Genomic DNA, 17,432 nt, shown 5'->3' with positions numbered 1-17,432 from the left:
CGCTCAGGCCGACGGTTCCTCCGGCAGCGGCTCCTCGGGGTTCACCACCCCCGGGCGCGGTGCACCCCGGAGTCCTGTGCCGGCCTCGTCGGTGTCGGGGAGGTCGGCGTCGTCGTGGGCGTCCGGGTCACTGCCTTCGGCCGCGTCCCACGGGTCTCGGCCTTCGGGCCGGGCCTGCTGGTCCGGCATGTCCCGGGGTACGGGCCCCCTGTCCTGCTGGTCACCCACGGCTGCTCCCCTCACACGTCACATCGGTCCGGGCACTATGCGGGTACCTCGCCCGGGAGCCGTGAAACCGGGGATGGCTCAGCGCGGGCTCCGCTCCTCCAGTGCCGCCCGCCAGGCGGGAAGGCGGTCCTCGGGCGCCGGTTCCGCGCGGCGTCCGCCACGGCTGAAGAAGTCGGCTAGGGGCAGGATCGCGGCCCCGACGGTGACCGCGTCCGGCCCGAGCCGGCCGAGGTCGATGGTGACCTGCTCGGCGGGGTGGCGCAGCGCGTACGTGGTGGCGTACCGGCGTACGGCGGGCAGGAAGCGGGCGCCGAGCTGGAGGCCGGCCCAGCCCCCGATCAGGATCCGCTCGGGCTGGAAGAGGTTGATCAGGTCGGAGAGCCCGGCGCCCAGGTACTCGGCGGTCTCCTCCAGGACGGCGAGCGCCACCGGGTCGGGCTCGGTGCCCTCGGGCGGGTAGGCGGCGGCGAGCATCGCGGTGAGCGCGGTCTCCTCGTCGGTACCCTCGGCCGGCCGGCCGCCCTCCTCCCGCCAGCGGGCCAGCAGCGACTCGGCGCCGGCGTACGCCTCCAGGCAGCCGAGCGCACCGCAGCGGCAGCGGCGGCCCCGCACCCGTACCGTCAGATGGCCCCACTCGACGGCCCGGCCGTGCTCCACCTCGGCGGTGACCAGGCAGGCGCCGACGCCGGAGCCGAACAGCACCACGACCGCGTTGTCCGCGCCGCGCCCGGCGCCGAACCACATCTCGGCCTGACCCAGGGTCTTGGCGCCGTTGTCGATGAAGTACCGCACGGATTCGGGGAGTTGGCAGCCGGTGCGGAGCAGCTCCTCCAGCGGGACAGCGTCCCAGCCGATGGTCTGGCCGTGCACCAGGGCACCGCGGTCGGCGGTGTGCTCGACGATGCCGGGGACACCGACACCGACGCCGAGCAGCAGCTCGGGCGAGGCCCCCTCGGTCGCGAGGACCTCCGCGATGCCGTCCCGGATGTGGCCGACGATCACTTCGACGTCGTAGCCCTGCTGCTCCAGCGGACGCTCGACGCGGGCGAGTTCGGTGAGCGTGAGGTCGAACAGCTCGACCCGGACCCGGGTCTCGCCGACGTCCACGCCGATCATGTGACCGCTGTGCGGGGCGACGCGCAGCAGGGTGCGGGGGCGGCCGCCGTCGGAGTCGACGCTGCCGGCCTCCTCGACCAGGCCGTCGGCGACCAGGTCGGCGACCACGTTGCTCACCGAGCCGGAGCTCAGGCCGGTGGCCGGGCCCAGCTCGAAGCGGCTGAGGGGGCCGTCGAAATAGAGCCGCTGGAGCACGGCCGTGCGGTTGGCCCTCCTGAGGTCGCGTACCGTGCGCCCGTTCCGCCCCGCCATGTGGCTCCCTTCACGAACCCTGCCCGACCTGCAACATACTCCTTCGGGCAGCGGGAAGCGATATTTTCCCAACCCTTAGTTCACGCTGTGAGTGAAGGGTACCGTGAGAAGCCGCGAGGACCGAGAGCGCCCCTCACGGGGCGCTACGGGCGAGGGCGTCGATCAGTTGGCCGCGTATACATCCTCCACATAACGGCCTTCCGACACCAGGGAGTCCAGCCATTCCTCGGCGTTCCCGCCGGTCGTCCGTTCCCGGTACAGGGTGCGGAACGCCTCCCGGACGCCCGGCGCCATCCTGCCGCCGTCTCCGCAGACGTACACCCTGGCACCCGCGGCCAGCAGTGCCCAGATCTCGTCGGCCTCGGCTGCGATGCGGTGCTGGACGAAGGTGCCCGCCGTGCTGAAGGCCGGGCGCAGCGACACGGCTCCGGCGGTCTCGGCGCCGCGGAGCTCCTCGGCGTGCAGGAAGTCGGCGTCGGCGGCGTCGCAGCCGAAGTAGCAGAGGGCCGGCGGAAGTTCGGCGCCCGCCGCGAGCGCGGCCGTGCGGTCGGCGACGGCGCCCCGGAAGGGGGCCAGGCCCGTGCCCGCGGCGATCATGACGACCGGTGCGCCGGTGTCGACCCGGAAGGCCTCACGGCAGGGCTGGACGCGGGCGTACAGCGTGTCGCCGGGGCGGAGGGTGGCGAGGTGGCCGGAGCCGGTGCCCCGGTAGGTGCCCTTGCCGGACCGGGCGGGGGCCTCAAGGAGGGAGATCATCAGGTCGGCGTGGCGGGGGTCGGTGGCGGGCGACGAGGAGATCGAGTAGTGGCGCGGCTTCAGCGGGGTCAGGAGGTCGAGCAGCCGGGGCCAGTCGAGGGCGCCGCGCAGCGCCGGGTGGTCCTCGACGATCTCGACGAGGGTGCGCGGGTCGTCCTCCAGCGCGGCGAGCGCGGCCTTCTCCGGCGGGCAGGGGTTGGCCTCGGAGAGGAGGGACAGCTGGTGGGCGTTCGGGCGCTCCTGCAACTCGACGTGATGAGTGAGAAGTTGACGTGCCGTCAGCGGGCGGTCGACCGCCAGGCCGTCGCGGCGCGGGCGGGTGGCGCGGATGTCGAGGACGGTGTCGAGGTCGACGCCGAGGGCGGTGGCCGCGCGGGTGACGAGCTCCGGGGCGTTGGCGGGGAGCACGGTCAGGTGGTCGGCGGTGCGGTAGGTGACGCCGTCCGGCAGGGCGACGCGCAGGAACCGCTTGGTGCGGGGGTGGCCGGGGGCGGTGAGGTCGTGGGCCTCGGTGACCGTCATGGGGACGAGTCCGTGGCGCTCGGCGAGGGCGTCGAGGGGGCCGCCGGTCAGAGCGCGGACCTCGTAGGCGGCGGTGGGTTCCGGTCCGGCCGGGGTTGCGTCCGGGTCGCCGTAGTGGTCGAGGAGGGCGGTGCGCAGCCGGGCGGTGAACTCGCGGACGGTGCCGGTCAGGTCGCCGGAGGCGTCGGCGGCGGCCCGGCCGGTGAGGCGGGTGGCGCCGAGTTCGGCGAGGCGGGCGTCGATCCGGGTCGGGAAGTGCTGGTAGGTGGCGGCCCAGTTGCGGTCGCCGACGCCGAGTACGGCGTAGGTCACCCCGGTGAGGTCGGGATCGCCGTCGAGCCAGGCGGCGAAGGCGGTGGCGTCGTCGGTGGGGCGGCCGTTGTAGGAGGCGGCGGTGATGACGACGGGCCGGTCGGTGGGCAGTCCGCCGGCGTAGGCGTCCAGGGCGGCCACCTCGGTGTCGCAGCCGAGGCCGGTCGCCTCGTCGGCGAGCTGGGCGGCGAAGCCGCGGCAGGTGCCGTAGTTGCTGCCGTGCAGGAGGAGGGCGCCGGTGCCGGTGCGGACCCGGGCCGGGAGGGCGGCCGTGTCGTGCGTGTCGTGGACGACCGTCGGCGCTGCCCCCGGGAGCGGCTGGTGGACGCGGTCGGCGGGGGTGCGCGGGGTGAGGGTCAGGGTGAAGCCCTCGGGCTTGAGGGTGAGGGTCTCCTTGACGGTGAGCGGGTAGTCCGCGTGGTCGTGCGGCCGGTAGCGGTGGACCAGCATGGCCAGCAGCATGGTCGCCTCGTGGAGGGCGAACTGCCGTCCGATGCAGGCGCGTTCACCGGTCCCGAAGGGCTTGAAGGCGTGCACCGGGCGGGCCGCCTCGGCCTGCGGGGTGAACCGGGAGGGGTCGAACAGCTCGGGGTTGTCGCCCCAGACCGGCTGGCGGTGCAGCATCGGGGCGAGCACGGTGCCGGACTGGCCGGCCCGCAGCGGGACCCGCCCGCCGAGCAGGGTGTCGTCGAGGGCGTGCCGGCTGAACGCGGCCGCGGTGGGCCACAGCCGCAGTGCCTCGTTGAGCACCTGCCGGGTGTACGTCAGACGGCCGACCTCGTCGTACGTCGGCTCCGGGTCGGGTGTGTCGCCCCACAGGGCGTCCGCCTCGCGCTGTACCAGCTGGAGCGCGGTCGGGTGCTTGGCCAGGTAGTACAGGGCGAAGGACATCGCGCCGGAGGTGGTCTCGTGGCCCGCGATGAGGAAGGTGATGACCTGGTTGCGGATGTTGGCCGGGTCCAGGGTGGTGCCGTCGTCCGGGTGCCGGGCGGAGAGCATCAGGCCGAGCAGGTCCTCGGCTCCGCTCTGGTCGGTGCCGGTGCGGGAGGCGATGACGTCGTCGACCACCTGGGCGAGGTGGTCGGCGTCGTCGCGGAAGGCCGCGTCGGCCGCCGAGTGGTCGGTGCCGGGCGTGCGGGCCAGGCGGGTCATGCTCCACTCCAGGCAGCGGACCATGGACTCGACGAAGGGGTGGGGGTCGGTGCGCTCGAAGGAGCCGAAGTCGTAGCCGAAGCCGGCCAGGCCGATGGTGTCTAGGGTCATCCGGGTCATGTCGTCCGGGACGTCGACCGGCCTGCCGTCCCGTGCGGCCCGGTCCCAGGACTCGATGAGCCGGCGGGCGACCTTGAGCATCACCGGGTGGTAGGTGTGCATCGAGCCGAGGGCGAAGGCGGGCATGAGGATGTCGTGGGCCTTGGCCCAGTTGGGCTCGTCGTTGTACGCGGTGAACAGTCCGTCGGCGGCGAAGGCCCGGACGTTCTCCAGGGCGGGCCCGATGTGCTTGGCGAACCGCTGCTCGTCGGCGAGGTCGGCCACCAGGTCGGCGTCGGAGACGAACAGGGTGTCCCGCCCGTGCAGGCGCCGTACGAGGACCGGCCCGTGCTCCCGCATCAGGTTCATGACCTGCTGGATCGGGGTGCGGCCGGGTCCGGTGGCGGTGATGTCGACGACGGGGACGCCGTGCAGGGTGTCTGCGGTGAGGGGGTGCGGCGCGGTGGGGGGCATGGCGCGACAACTGCCTTTCGCGGAAAGGAAGTCCTGCGATCAAGCGTGGTCCTCCGGGGGTGCGGCACGGCACCGCCGCACTACACGATCGTGCAGTCGAAAGTGCCCGCCGGCCCTTGCGCCGTGCCGTCAGGTTGCCTCTGACCTGCGTGGTCGCCTTGGATGGAGGACGGAGGAGCGGAGGTGGGCATGGAGGCGGGCCGGCTCGACGGTGTGGTGTGGCGCAACCGTGCGCTGACGCTCTTCGACCGGGTGGCGGTGCCGGTCGCGGTGTGCGATGTGTACGGGCTGGTACTGGTGGCCAATCCGGCGATGGCCGCCGAGTGCGGTACGACCCCGGGACGGCTGCGCGGCCGCGAGGTGCTGGAGCTGTTCCGCCCGCAGGAGGAGGCGCAGGTGGAGCGGATCGCCGAGGCGCTGCGGCTGCGGCACCGCTCGCGCTACCAGGTGTCGGTACGGTGGCGGGCGCCCGGCGGGGCCGAGCGGTACGGGGAGCTGACGGCGGACCCGGTCAGCGAGGCCGTGGGCGAGACGCCGTCGCTGCTGGTGATGTTGCGGGTGGACGGCGAGCGCGGGACGCCCGCGGCGGAGCCGGCCAAGGTCACCCCGGTCGAGGGGCGGGTGCTCGCCCTGCTGGCCAGGGGCGCCGGCACTGCCCAGGCCGCCCGCGAGCTGGGCCTCACCAAGGACGGCGTCACCTACCACCTGCGCCGCCTGTCGGCCCGCTGGTCCGCGGCCAACCGCACCGAACTGGTCGCCCGCGCCTACGCCTTGGGCGTACTGACCCCCGGCGCCTGGCCACCCGAGCCGGCGGAGCAGGCCGTACCCGCGCCTTCCGGGGCGCCGAAGCGGGCGCGCGGCGTCAGCTCGTCAGGGCGATGAACACCCCCACGCCCAGGAAGACGGCCCCGCCGAAGATCAGGAACACCAGTGGGCCCACGACGTGGCGCCACATGCGGACGCGGGCGGTCCCTGGGTTCGCCGCCAGGTAGACCACCTCCACCTCGCGTCCCGTCGCCAGGCCCATGCCGGAGCCCTGGAGGCGTGGCGAGAACTCCACCCGGTGGCCGGAGCGGTCCGTGAAGGCGATGACGGGGATCCACTTCGGCCCCTCGCGGTCGTTGGTGCGCACGTTGTCCACGACGACTCCCCAGGTGCGTACCCCGTGCCGGCACAAGCGCCCTACCACCGCGCTCTCCCGCACCGCGAACCCGAGGAGCCCGAGGCCCACCATCGTGCACAGCACCGCGCCGAAGTTCAACGTCCCAACCCTTCCGTCCCACCAGTCCGTTCGACACCTCGGGAACAGGAGACGCGTCGGCCTGGTGTTCGGTTGCGGGTGCCGGGGCACGGCGTCCGGAAACCCTCCGTAGTCCACCCTGGTCATCCAGCCACCCGTGCGCGAGTGATCCGCGGAAAACACGTTCGACGTGACCCGCGAGCGGGAACAGGCCAAGGGATGCAAGACGTACGGGAGTGGGCCAGGGGTCTGCCGCGGCTGCTGCGACGCCATCGGGACCCGGTGGTCGTCCAGACGCTGCGGTCGGCCGCCGCGGCCACGATCGCCTACGTCGTCGCGCTCCGGCTGAGCCCGGAACCGGCACCGCTCACCGCTCCGCTGACCGCGCTCCTGGTCGTGCAGGTGACCCTGTACGCGACCCTCACCAACGGTTTCCGCCGGGTCAACGCGGTGGTGGCCGGCGTGCTGGTCGCCATCGCCTTCAGCCAGCTGGTGGGCCTGACCTGGTGGAGCCTGGCGCTGCTGATCGTGGCCTCGCTGGCGGTGGGGCACCTGGTCCGGGTCGACGAGTACATCCCCGAGGTGGCGATCAGCGCCATGCTGGTGCTCGGGGTCACCACCATCAGCAGTACGGCGTGGGCGCGGATCGTGGAGACGCTGATCGGCGCGGTCGTCGGGATGGCCTGCAACCTGCTGCTGCCTCCCCCGGTCTGGGTGGACGAGGCCGGGGAGTCGATCGAGGGCCTGGCCCGCCGGCTGCGGCAGTTGATGCTCCGCATGGGTGAGGAGGCGTCGGGGCTGACGCCCTGGCGGCAGGCGGCCGAGCGACTGCACGAGGCCCGCCGGCTCGACCACGCCATCGTCGAGGTGGACGCGGCGCTGCGGCAGGCCGAGGACAGCCTGCGGCTCAATCCGCGGGTGAAGGAGGGCCTGCTGCACCGGGTGGTGCTGCGCACCGGTCTGGACACCCTGGAGATCTGCACGGTCGTGCTGCGCGTGCTGGCCCGCACCTTCACCGACCTGGCCAAGGCCCGCGAGCCCGAGGCGCTGTTCGCCTCGGACGCGGGGGCGGCCGTGGAGCAGCTGCTGTCCCAGATCGCCGACGCCGTGGTGAGCTTCGCGGTGCTGGTGACGACCAGCATCAGCGAGAGCGCCGAGTCGGCCGAGGCCCGGCTCTCCGCCGAGCTGCACACCGCGACCGGCACCCGCGACAAGCTCGCCGAGCTGCTCCGGGACGAGATCCGCCACGACGACCGGAACTGGCAGCTGCTGGGTGCCGTCCTGACCGAGGTCAACCGGCTCCTCGACGAGCTGGACACCGAGCACCGCACCCGCCGGCTGCTGGAGGAGCTGGACCGCGTCTCCCGCGAGCAGCGCGCCCGGCGCCCCCGGCTGACCTGGCTGCGGGAGCGGATCGGCGTACCGGAGCGGCTGCAGCGGAACCGGACGGATGGTGCGGGTCGTTCTCAGTCCAGGACGGAGAAGGGGGCACACCGGTGACGGACACGGCGGTACGGATCGACGGGAACACGCTGCGGCTGCCGGGCGGGGTGGCGGTGCGCTTCGTGCGTACGCTGCGGCTGCCGGAGACGGGGACGCATCCGCTGCCGCCGGGGCTCGGCGAGTTCCCGGTCCGGCGGGTGAGCGACTTTCCGGACACGGTTCCGGCCGGCTGGCGGGCGCGTGGCGGGGTGATGCTGCCGGTGTATCTGCGCGAGGCGATGTGGCTGAGCTTCGCGGGCACGGTGGAGCCGGCCGCCCTCCAGGTCGGCGTCGGCAAGGTGTGCGCGGTCTCCGGCGAGCCGTGGCGCGACCGGCTGTCCCGGGATCCGCAGAACTACCTGGTACTGCCCCGCCAGCCCTGGCTGGACGGCATCAATTCCGGGAAGGGCACCGTCCGCCAGTTCGTGGCGGTGCCGCTCGGTCTCGGCGCCACGGTGGAGGGGCAGGTCACCGGCGAGGAGGTGTGGGGCGGGGTGCAGCTCCAGTCCTTCGCGCTCAAGGAGGAGCCGCTCGCCCGGTGGCGGCACGAGGAGCGGCTGCGGCGGGAGCGGACGCCCGCGCCGGGGCCGCTCGGCGGCTACGGCGCGGCACTGCCCATGATGGCCTCGGCACCCGCCGCGCCCGCGGCCGCCCCGCGCTCCCGCTCGGCCGGGATGGGCCTCGGGGTCGGCGGCTCGATGCACCAGGAGGTCTACCAGGACGACCGGCCACCGCGGGACTGGGCCGACAGCCCTGCCGGGCGGGTCTTCGTGCACCTGGTCACGCCCCCGGAGTGGCGCCGCATCACGGGCGAGGCGCCCCCGCCGTCGCCGGTGGACCGGGCGGCGTACACCCGCGCCGGGCTGCCCTGGTACGACTACTACGACCAGGACGCCGAGGATCTCGCCCCCACGGACGCCCTGGCGGCGGTCAAGCCGGTCGGCGACTGGCTCGGCGACGACCTGGAGCCCTGGCAGCAGCCCTCCCAGGGGCAGGTGATCCCCCTGAAGGACACACCGGGCACGCCGGTGGAGGACGGCGACTGGTGACAGCCGTTGCGACATCTGCAACGACCGTTGCCCGTCTTGCCTTTGTCCGGAGGCCCGCGCCAAGGTTGCTGTGACGACCGAGGCGACCGACGACCTGAGGTGCGGGCATGGGCAGTGGTACGGAAGCGACGCGCGGCGGCTGGAGCAGGCGCCGGTTCGTCGGTGCGCTGGCGGGCGCGGCGGCGGTGGTGGCGGTCCCGGCACCGGCGGCACCGCCCGAGGAGAGCCGCCCGGCACCGCGCCCGGCGGCCCAGTCCCCGACGAAGTCGCCCGCCGGTCCGCGCCCGCTCTACCTCGGCACCTACACCTCCGTCGACGGCGGTGGCACCGGCATCGGCCTCGCCACCTACGCCCCCGACACCGGCCGGATCACCGGCACCGGCACGATCGCCGGCGTCCCCGACCCGTCGTATCTGGCCGCCCATCCGGACGGCCACACGCTGTACGCGGTGAACGAGCGCGCGGACGGCGGGGTGACCGCCGTCCGCCTGGCGGACCGGAAGATCCTCGGCAGCCGGAGCACGGGCGGGGCGGGGCCCTGCCATCTCTCGGTGCACCCGAGCGGCCGCTGGCTGCTGAGCGCCAACTACACCTCGGGCAGCGTCGCCGTCCATCCGATCGACGCCACGGGCGCCCTCGGCGAGCGCACGGACCTGGTCACGCACTCCAGCCCGGCGCCCGGCCCCGGTCAACAGGGCCCGCACGCCCACCAGTTCATCACCAGCCCGGACGGCGGCCATGTCCTCGCCGTCGACCTGGGCACCGACACGGTCTACAGCTACCGCCTGGACCTCGCGAAGGGCAGGCTCACCGAGGCCGCCCAGGCGCACACCCGGCCAGGGGCCGGCCCGCGCCATCTGACCTTCCATCCGGGCGGGCGGTACGCGTACCTGGCCAACGAGGTGGACGACACGATCGCGGTGTGCGGTTACGACCCGGCCGCCGGCCGGCTCTCGATCGGCGCACCGCAATCCACCGGCAGCAAGGCGGGCACCACCAACTACCCGGCCCAGATCCTGGTCACCGCCGACGGCGGCTACGCCTACCTGGCCAACCGGGGCGGCAACACGCTCGCGCGGTACGCGGTCGAGGCCGACGGGGCCCGGCTTCGGCTGCTGGACACGGTGCCGGTGGAGGGGGACTTCCCCCGGCAGATCGCGTTCTCGCCGGACGGCCGGCTACTGTTCGCGGCCGACCAGCGGTCCGGCACCGTGAGTGTCTTCACCGTCGACGCGCGAAGCGGGGAACTCCGGCCCGCGGGCAAGCCGTTCGCGTCACCCGTCGCCGTCTGCGCGCTGCCGCTGTAGCGTCCGCGGGCAGGAGGCGGCGGCACTGGCCTGGGTCAGCAGGACGTGCATGCGCTCGGTGAGCTGGGAGACGTCGTCGGCGGGCGCGTGGAAGGCCAGTCGTACGTCGCCGTGGGCGCGGGTGCGTTCGATGCGCAGGGTCAGTCCGTGCCGGTCCACGGCGAGGGGCTGGACACGGGTCGCGGCGTGCAGGCTCTCGGGCTCTACGAGCCTGGTGAGCCGTTCGACGGCGTCCGGGTGGGCGTCGGCGAGGTGGGTGAGCAGGTGGGCCTCGGCGCCGGCCAGCGGGTCGGGGTGCGCGGCGGCGAACTCGTCGAGGTCGACGACGACCGCGCCGGAGGGCCGGCGCAGCACCACACGGGTGGGCTGGAAGACGAGGTGTTCGTCGGAGGGCACGAACCAGCCGGCCATCCACAGCCGGGCCCGGATCCGGTTGCGCACCGGGACCGGCGCGACGTCGGCGAACTCCAGTACCGCGGACGGCTCGCCGCGCGGGGCGCAGATCGCGGCCGCGAGCAGGGCGCTGCCCTCCGGCACGTGCAGCAGCACCCGGCCGTCGTCGGCGACGGCGTGCGCGCCGACGAACTCCTCGGGTCCGCCGTCCGCGGTCACCCTGCACGACCATGCCGTGGCCAGCAGTGACCGGGCCTGTTCGGCCGCGCCGGGGCCGGCCGCCCAGGCTGCCTGTTCGTCACCCATCCCGAAACCTCCTTAGGTAAGCCTCGCCTAACTTATCGAAGATCGGGGGGTACGCCAAGCACAGAGTGCGTGGCACGGGTGAAGAACAAGGCGAAGAACAAGGTGAAGGACAGCGTGAGGAACAGGTCGCGCAAAGGGCCGTGACGCTCAGGAGATGACGCCCAGCAGCGCCCGCGCACACAGGTCCCGCACCTGCTCCCGGGTCAACTCCTCGGTGCGCAGCCACTCCAGGCAGACGTGCGTGGTGAAGGCGAGCCAGCCGCGCACCGCCAGCCGGGTGTCGGGGCGCAGTTCCAGGGCGGGACCGAACTCGGGGTCGGCGGCGAGGGCGGCCAGGATCTGGCGCTCCTGGGCGGCCTGGGCCTGCCGGTAGACACGGCGCACGGCCTGGTCGCCGGAGGCCTCGGCGCGATGGAAGGCGCGGAAGCCGTGTGCGTGGGTGTGGACGTAGTCGAGGTAGACGTCGAGGCCCGCGGTGAGCTGCTCCCGGGCCGGCACGCCGGGCTCGGCCGCCGTCATCCGCAGCATCCGCTCACTCTCCCGCTCCACCACGGCAGCGAAGAAATCACGTTTGGTCGGAAAATAGTGGTACAGCAGGCCCCGGGAGACGCCCGCGATCTCGGCGACCTGCTCGATCCACACGTCGTCGTACGGGCTCTCGGAGAAGAGCCTGGCGCCGACCGAGAGGAGCTGCTCACGTCGTTCCGCGGTGCTGAGTCTGCGGCGGCTGCGCTCACCCTGGTTCGCGACCATGCCCGCACTTTACTTGACGTGGGTTCAACAACAGGATGAGACTGAAACCGCCTATTGAACCCACGTACAACTAGCTCAACCTGCCGCAGCATCGAGGGAGATCGCGCCATGGCGGAGACGGCCACGCAGACGGCGACGGGGGCGGACGGCCCGCTGCCCAAGGGGTTCCGGGGCGCCGAGCAGGGCTGGCCCGAGCTGCACCGAATACCGCACCCCCCGCGCCGGCTGCCCTTCCTCGGCGACGTCCTCGGGGTCGACCGGCGCAAGCCGCTCCAGGACTCGATGCGCTTCGCCGGGCAGCTGGGCCCGATCTTCCGGCGCCGGGCGTTCGGCAACGAGTTCGTGTTCGTGTGGGGCGCCGAACTGGCCGCCGACATGGCCGACGAGTCGCGGTTCGCCAAGCACGTGGGCCTGGGGGTGGCCAATCTGCGCCCGATCGCCGGCGACGGCCTGTTCACGGCGTACAACCACGAGCCGAACTGGCAGCTGGCGCACGACGTCCTGGCCCCGGGGTTCAGCCGGGAGGCCATGGAGGGCTACCACGCGATGATGCTGTCGGTGGCCGCCCGGCTGACCGGCCACTGGGACCGGGAGCTGGCGGCCGGCCGCTGGGTCGACGTGCCCGGGGACATGACCAAGCTGACCCTGGAGACGATCGCCCGCACCGGGTTCGGGCACGACTTCGGCTCGTTCGAGCGGGACCGGCCGCACCCCTTCGTGACCGCGATGATCGGCACCCTCACCTACGCCCAGCGCCTCAACAGCGTGCCCTCGCCGCTGGCCCCGCTGCTGCTGCGGCAGGCCGCACGGCGCAACGCGGCCGACATCGACCACCTCAACCGCACGGTCGACGACCTGGTCGCCGAGCGCCGCAGGACCGGCCGCGGGGACGGCGACCTGCTTGACCGGATGCTGGAGTCGGCCCACCCGGAGACCGGGGAGCGGCTTTCCGCCGAGAACGTACGGCGGCAGGTGATCACCTTCCTGGTGGCCGGCCACGAGACCACCTCGGGCGCGCTCTCCTTCGCCCTGCACTACCTCGCCCTGCACCCGGAGATCGCCGCCCGGGCCGCCGCCGAGGTCGACCGCGTCTGGGGCGACACGCCCGCACCGGACTACGACCAGGTCGCCAAGCTCCGTTACGTCCGCCGGGTCCTCGACGAGTCGCTGCGGCTGTGGCCCACGGCCCCCGCCTTCGCCCGCGAGGCCCGCAAGGACACCGTGCTCGCCGGGGACCATCCGGTGCGCCGGGGCGCCTGGGCCCTGGTGCTGACCCCGATGCTGCACCGGGACCCCGAGGTGTGGGGCCCGGACGCCGAGAGCTTCGACCCGGACCGCTTCGAGGCGAAGGCGGCACGCGGCCGGGCCCCGCACACCTTCAAGCCGTTCGGCACGGGTGCCCGGGCCTGCATCGGCCGCCAGTTCGCCCTGCACGAGGCGACCCTGGTCCTCGGTCTGCTGCTGCGCCGCTACGACCTGACGGCCGACCCCGGCTACCGGCTGGGGGTGACCGAACGGCTGACGCTGATGCCGGACGGGCTGCGGCTGCGGCTGGAGCGGCGCCGTCCCGCCCCGGCGCCGGTGACCGTGCCGGACGACGCGCCCGCCTCACAGGGCGGCGGCTGTCCAGTGCACGGGGCGGGTGGCTGACGCCGGCAGCCGGGTACCGGCACTCCCCCGGGCCGCGTCGACCTGCGGCTGGGTCAGGAAGAACGCGCCCGTGAGGTCCGCGCCGGTGAGATCGGCGTCGCGCAGGTCGGCGCCGATCAGGTCGGTGTCCCGCAGGTCGGCGCCGGTGAGGTCGGCGGCGATCAGGTAGGCCCCGCGCAGACTCGCGCCGCGCAGGCCGGCGCCCCTGAGCCGGGCGCCCATCAGGTCCGCGCCCCGCCGGTCCTTCGCCCGGCCCCGCACACCCGCGCGAGCCAGCTCGCTGGTGCGCAGCAGCAGCACGTTGACCTGCTGCCGGTGGGCGGCCACGTCCAGGGCGGCGAGTTCCCCGGGCGTGCCGAGGGCGAGTTGCTCGGTGGCGTCCAGCAGCTGCCTCAACTCGCCGTGGACCGGGCGGGCGGCGGGCAGGCCCAGCGCCTCGGTGAGATACCAGAGCAGCTCGTGCAGCTGCCGTACGACCGGGAACACGTCGAACATCCGGCGGGCGTCCTCCGCTGTCCCGGTCCGCCAGTCCTGCCCGCCGAAGGTGCCCTGTGAGACCCGCTGACCGGCGCCGAAGCAGTCGTAGACCGTGCAGCCGGTGAACCCCCGCTGCCGCAGCTCGGTGTGGATGCCGCAGCGGTGGTCGCCGCCGAGGTTCCGGCAGGGCTTCCCTGCGGGCTTGCTGACCGCGAAGTCGGCCGAGGCGGTGAACGGCAGAGCGACACAGCACAGGCCGAAGCAGCGGGCGCAGTCCCCGCGCAGCCGGGACCGTTCGGATATCTGTTCTGACATCCGCCCAGCGTACTGACCTGGGGACCACGGCTCGGACGCGCTCCGGGCGCTGGCGGACACCCTCGCCGGCCCCGCGCGGCCGGACCGTGTCCGACCCCGAAACCCGACAGGATCGTGCAAGCCATCGGTGCGATCGCTCTAACGTTCCCGCAGCTCAGGCTGGTTTGCTCGAAGAGTCGGAATCCCCACCCAGCTTCCACGGAGCATTTCATGGCACTCGACTCGTACGTCGGTCTCGGCCGTTCCGGGCTCAAGGTGAGCCCCTTCTGCCTCGGCGCGATGAACTTCGGCGAGGACGGCGGCTTCGGCTGCTCGGTCGAGGAGTCGGAGAAGATCCTCGGGACCTATCTCGACCTCGGCGGCAACTTCGTCGACACCGCCAACTTCTACACCAACGGCCACTCGGAGGCGATCCTCGGCGACTTCCTCGCCGCCCGCCCCGGCCGGCGCCACCGCCTGGTCCTCGCCACCAAGTTCTTCGGCAACCTCCACCTCGGCGATCCCAACGGCGGCGGCGCGGGTCGCAAGGCGGTCATCGGCCAGCTGGAGGACTCGCTGCGCCGGCTGCGCACCGACTACATCGACCTGTACTGGCTGCACAACCACGACTGGGCCACCCCGGTCGAGGAGACCCTGCGCACCCTCGACGACCTGGTGACGGCCGGCAAGATCCGGTACGTCGGCTTCTCCGACACCCCGGCGTGGTTCACGGCCAAGGCCCACACCACGGCGCTGCTGCGCGGCTGGACGCCGGTCACCGCGCTCCAGATGGAGTACTCGCTGCTGGAGCGCACCATCGAGGGCGAGCTGATCCCGCTCGCCCAGGACGCGGGGATGGGTCTGCTGCCCTGGAGCCCGCTCAAGAACGGCTATCTGTCCGGCAAGTACCGCAGGGGGCAGGCCGCACCCGCCGACGCCAGGCGGGCCGCGGTCGTCGGGCAGCCCGGCGAGGCCCAGTTCACCGTGATCGAGGCCCTCGCCGCCGTCGCCGAGGAGGTCGGGGCGAGCCCCGCCGCCGTGGCCCTGTCCTGGGTCCAGAACCGCCCCGGTGTCACCTCCACGCTGATCGGCCCGCGCACGCTCGGCCACCTGGAGGCGAACGTCGCCGCCCTCGACGTACACCTGACGCCGGAGCAGACGGCACGCCTGGACGAGGCCTCGGCCCCCGCCCTCGGCTTCCCCTACGACCTCAACCGCCAGGTCGGCGCGATGCTCAAGTACGCGGGCGCCACGGTCGACGGGGTGCCGAGTCCGGTCTATCCGCCCTTGCTGGAGAGCACCGCGCGCTACTGATCCGGGTCCTCGTCCGCTCGTACGTGGGTGAGCTTGGCCGGGTTGGTGACGACGTAGACACCGGAGACCTGGTCGCCGTCCGGGGTGAGATCCATGACCATCACGGCGTACGGGGAGTCACCCGTGAACAGCACCGCCGCGTCGTCGCCGTTGACCCGACGGTAGTGCACGTCCAGGTCCCCGGCGCGCCGGGTGGCGTAGCCGGCCAGCATGCGGGCGGCCTTCTCCCGGCCGTGGACCGGCCGCAGTCCGGCCGCCTGCCGTACGCCTCCGCCGTCGATCCAGACCGTCACGTCCGGGGCGAGGATCTCCATGAGTGCGTGGATGTCGCCGCCGAGGGCGGCCGCGACGAACCGCTCGGTCGCCTCCCGCCGGACGCGGGGGTGGGCGCGGTAGCGGGGGCGGCGGGCGTGGACATGGGCGCGGGCCCGGTGGGCGAGCTGGCGTACCGAGGCGGGGGTGCGGTCGAGCATGCCGGCGATCTCGGTGTGGGGATAGCCGAACACCTCGTGGAGGACGAACACCGCCCGTTCCAGCGGGGTGAGGGTCTCCAGGACCACCAGCAACGCCATGGACACCGTGTCGGAGCGGACCGTGTGGTCGGCGCTGTCCGGGGCGAGGGCGGCGGTGGCGTCGGTGACCAGGGGCTCGGGCAGCCAGGGACCGACGTACGTCTCCCGTCGGGAGGCGATGGCCGCCCGCCGGGCGAGCGCGTGGTTCGCCGCGATGCGGACCAGATAGGCGCGCGGATTGCCGATCTCCCCCAGCGGCGTCCGGCCGTTCTTGCCGGACCAGGACAGCCAGGTCTCCTGGAGTACGTCCTCGGTGTCGGCGACACTGCCGAGCATGTTGTAGACGACGGAGAACAGCAGCTCGCGGTGGTCGACGAAGACCCGTGTCGGGGCGTCCGCAGCGACCTCCCGCCGGTCTCCCGCGCTCGGCGGCACGTCCTGGGTCGGTCCCGGTCCGCCCGTCGCCGGGCTCTCGCCGGATTCGGCTGTCATGGATCGCCCTCCTGTCTTTCCGGCCTCCGGTCCGTCGGGTTCAGCTCTGTTCCTCGTAGCCGATGTGGTACTTGGCCACGATGGGGTTGACCTTGACGGGGTCCAGCCGCCCCTCGGTGAAGACGGCGGGCCCCGCCTCGATCAGGTCCTCCAGATACCTCTCCCAGCCGCCGGGCGAGGAGATCTGCAGGACCCGGGGCGGCGGGTCGGAGGCGCCGCGGAGGGCGTGCGGGACACCACGCGGGAGCAGCGCGAAGGTTCCCCTGGGCGCCCGGTGCCGGCGGTCGTCGAACTCGATCTCCAGGACGCCGTCCAGCACGTACACGCATTCGTCCGCGTGCCGGTGGACATGGCGCGGGATGTCCTGGACGAGGGTCACCTCCAGCACGGAGAAACGCCCCTCGGTGTCGTCGGTCGTCGCCTTGACGGCGAACGCGGGCGGCAGCGGGATCCGCCCCGGCCGGACGGCACCAGGCTCCAGCAGGACGAAACGGTCCTGGGACATGGGCGTGGCCCCCTCGCGCGGCTCGGTCGGATCCGGATTCACTTCTTGCCCCCGAGCGCCTCTTTGCGGATGACGTCGAGGATGCCCGGAACACCTTCCGAGGTACGGACGTCGACGAAGGCGTGCACATGACGGTCGTCGACCGCCTCACGCAGCAGCGCGTTTCCCAGATCCGCGCGCGCGGTGAACCGGCCGGGCAGGCGCGAAGTGGCGACCCGGTAGGGGCTGACCGCGTCCGTGTCGAAGAGACCGGCGGGCCGGACGACGGTCCACCGGTGATCGCCGTCCCGCACGATCTCCTCCATGCGCCGCATGTCCTCGTACACGGTGCGCCCGACCGTGCGCGCGATGGTGGGTTCGAGCACCTTCCGGAAGAGGAAGGTCTCACCGGGTGCCGCCACGCCGAAGAGCACGGTCGAACTCACACAGACCAGGCGCCGGACGTCGTGCTTCGTCATGGCCTGTGCGATGCGGGTGATGCCCTCGGAATACAGGGTGACCGGCTTCCGGCTGTAGGGCACCCCGAGCGTCGAGATCACCGCGTCCTGCCCGGCCACGGCGCGTTCCACCGCGCCGGGGTCGAGCACATCCGCGCCGGCCACCCGCAGCAGCGGGTCCTTGAGCGGGAACTCCTCGGGGTGGCGGGTGACGGCGGTGACCGTGTGGCCTTCGGCGATCGCCTGCGCGGTGACCTGCCGCCCGGTCGGTCCGTTCGCCCCGAATACGACGAGATTCACGTGTCTTCCC

Annotated in this window: 16 protein-coding genes; 6 read left to right on the top strand and 10 right to left on the bottom strand. The window is 73.1% G+C overall.

What is annotated here, in order from left to right:
* Positions 1–3: 3 nt before the first annotated feature.
* The 3 genes from ACGFZQ_RS37460 to ACGFZQ_RS37450 form a co-directional block, all read right to left on the bottom strand.
* A complete protein-coding gene (locus tag ACGFZQ_RS37460; RefSeq protein ID WP_393844144.1) occupies positions 4–228 on the bottom strand; it encodes a hypothetical protein in 225 nt (74 codons plus the stop codon).
* A 78-nt stretch (positions 229–306) separates the two neighbouring features.
* Positions 307–1,596, bottom strand: a complete 1,290-nt coding sequence (locus tag ACGFZQ_RS37455; RefSeq protein ID WP_393844143.1) for an ROK family protein — start codon at positions 1,594–1,596, stop codon at positions 307–309.
* Between the two features lie 162 nt (positions 1,597–1,758).
* Positions 1,759–4,911, bottom strand: a complete 3,153-nt coding sequence (locus tag ACGFZQ_RS37450) for a bifunctional cytochrome P450/NADPH--P450 reductase (protein WP_393844142.1) — start codon at positions 4,909–4,911, stop codon at positions 1,759–1,761.
* A 189-nt stretch (positions 4,912–5,100) separates the two neighbouring features.
* Here ACGFZQ_RS37450 and ACGFZQ_RS37445 point away from each other — a divergent pair, with 189 nt between their 5' ends.
* Positions 5,101–5,793 (top strand): PAS domain S-box protein, encoded by a 693-nt coding sequence (locus ACGFZQ_RS37445; RefSeq protein ID WP_393844257.1) that lies wholly within the window; start codon positions 5,101–5,103, stop codon positions 5,791–5,793.
* On the opposite strand, the gene ACGFZQ_RS37440 is transcribed toward ACGFZQ_RS37445, so the two are convergent.
* Positions 5,774–6,172, bottom strand: a complete 399-nt coding sequence (locus ACGFZQ_RS37440) for a DUF3592 domain-containing protein (protein ID WP_393844141.1) — start codon at positions 6,170–6,172, stop codon at positions 5,774–5,776. The two genes, ACGFZQ_RS37445 and ACGFZQ_RS37440, sit on opposite strands and share 20 nt — an antisense overlap.
* Before the next feature lie 198 nt (positions 6,173–6,370).
* Between ACGFZQ_RS37440 and ACGFZQ_RS37435 the strand changes: the two genes are divergently transcribed.
* The 3 genes from ACGFZQ_RS37435 to ACGFZQ_RS37425 all read left to right on the top strand — a co-directional run bounded on the left by ACGFZQ_RS37435 (position 6,371) and on the right by ACGFZQ_RS37425 (position 9,989).
* Positions 6,371–7,651 (top strand): aromatic acid exporter family protein, encoded by a 1,281-nt coding sequence (locus tag ACGFZQ_RS37435; RefSeq protein WP_393844140.1) that lies wholly within the window; start codon positions 6,371–6,373, stop codon positions 7,649–7,651.
* Positions 7,648–8,682, top strand: coding sequence for a hypothetical protein (locus ACGFZQ_RS37430; RefSeq protein WP_393844139.1), 1,035 nt, complete (start codon positions 7,648–7,650; stop codon positions 8,680–8,682). The genes ACGFZQ_RS37435 and ACGFZQ_RS37430 overlap by 4 nt, the downstream gene beginning before the upstream one ends.
* Before the next feature lie 107 nt (positions 8,683–8,789).
* Positions 8,790–9,989, top strand: a complete 1,200-nt coding sequence (locus ACGFZQ_RS37425) for a lactonase family protein (RefSeq protein WP_393844138.1) — start codon at positions 8,790–8,792, stop codon at positions 9,987–9,989.
* Here the strand turns inward: ACGFZQ_RS37425 and ACGFZQ_RS37420 are convergent.
* The gene (locus ACGFZQ_RS37420) at positions 9,957–10,688 is read right to left on the bottom strand and encodes a DUF2470 domain-containing protein (protein WP_393844137.1); all 732 of its coding nucleotides are present in this window, start codon (positions 10,686–10,688) and stop codon (positions 9,957–9,959) included. The genes ACGFZQ_RS37425 and ACGFZQ_RS37420 overlap by 33 nt on opposite strands.
* Positions 10,689–10,835: 147 nt before the next feature.
* On the bottom strand, positions 10,836–11,441 hold the full coding sequence (locus ACGFZQ_RS37415) for a TetR/AcrR family transcriptional regulator (protein ID WP_382532624.1): 606 nt from the start codon (positions 11,439–11,441) through the stop codon (positions 10,836–10,838).
* Positions 11,442–11,549: 108 nt separating this feature from the next.
* On the opposite strand from ACGFZQ_RS37415, the gene ACGFZQ_RS37410 reads away from it, so the two are divergent.
* On the top strand, positions 11,550–13,091 hold the full coding sequence (locus tag ACGFZQ_RS37410) for a cytochrome P450 (RefSeq protein ID WP_393844136.1): 1,542 nt from the start codon (positions 11,550–11,552) through the stop codon (positions 13,089–13,091).
* Here the strand turns inward: ACGFZQ_RS37410 and ACGFZQ_RS37405 are convergent.
* Positions 13,050–13,883: a pentapeptide repeat-containing protein gene (locus ACGFZQ_RS37405; RefSeq protein ID WP_393844135.1), complete on the bottom strand. Its 834-nt coding sequence runs from the start codon at positions 13,881–13,883 to the stop codon at positions 13,050–13,052. The genes ACGFZQ_RS37410 and ACGFZQ_RS37405 overlap by 42 nt on opposite strands.
* 210 nt (positions 13,884–14,093) lie before the next feature.
* Here ACGFZQ_RS37405 and ACGFZQ_RS37400 point away from each other — a divergent pair, with 210 nt between their 5' ends.
* Positions 14,094–15,176, top strand: coding sequence for an aldo/keto reductase (locus ACGFZQ_RS37400; RefSeq protein WP_393844134.1), 1,083 nt, complete (start codon positions 14,094–14,096; stop codon positions 15,174–15,176).
* Here ACGFZQ_RS37400 and sigJ read toward each other — a convergent pair.
* Genes sigJ through ACGFZQ_RS37385 form a run of 3 tightly spaced genes read right to left on the bottom strand, consistent with a single transcriptional unit; the run spans position 15,170 to position 17,422 of the window.
* Positions 15,170–16,180, bottom strand: coding sequence for an RNA polymerase sigma factor SigJ (gene sigJ / locus ACGFZQ_RS37395; protein WP_393844133.1), 1,011 nt, complete (start codon positions 16,178–16,180; stop codon positions 15,170–15,172). The two genes, ACGFZQ_RS37400 and sigJ, sit on opposite strands and share 7 nt — an antisense overlap.
* 40 nt (positions 16,181–16,220) lie before the next feature.
* Complete coding sequence (locus ACGFZQ_RS37390) at positions 16,221–16,685, bottom strand: cupin domain-containing protein (RefSeq protein ID WP_393844132.1); 465 nt, start codon at positions 16,683–16,685, stop codon at positions 16,221–16,223.
* A 38-nt stretch (positions 16,686–16,723) separates the two neighbouring features.
* A complete protein-coding gene (locus ACGFZQ_RS37385; RefSeq protein ID WP_393844131.1) occupies positions 16,724–17,422 on the bottom strand; it encodes an NAD(P)-dependent oxidoreductase in 699 nt (232 codons plus the stop codon).
* Between the last annotated feature and the right edge of the window lie 10 nt (positions 17,423–17,432).

The organism is Streptomyces sp. NPDC048254 (assembly GCF_043201895.1).
In the GTDB taxonomy this organism is placed as follows: Bacteria; Actinomycetota; Actinomycetes; order Streptomycetales; family Streptomycetaceae; genus Streptomyces.
Note: the sequence above shows the minus strand (reverse complement) of the source record. Positions and strands in the feature narration are given on the sequence as shown.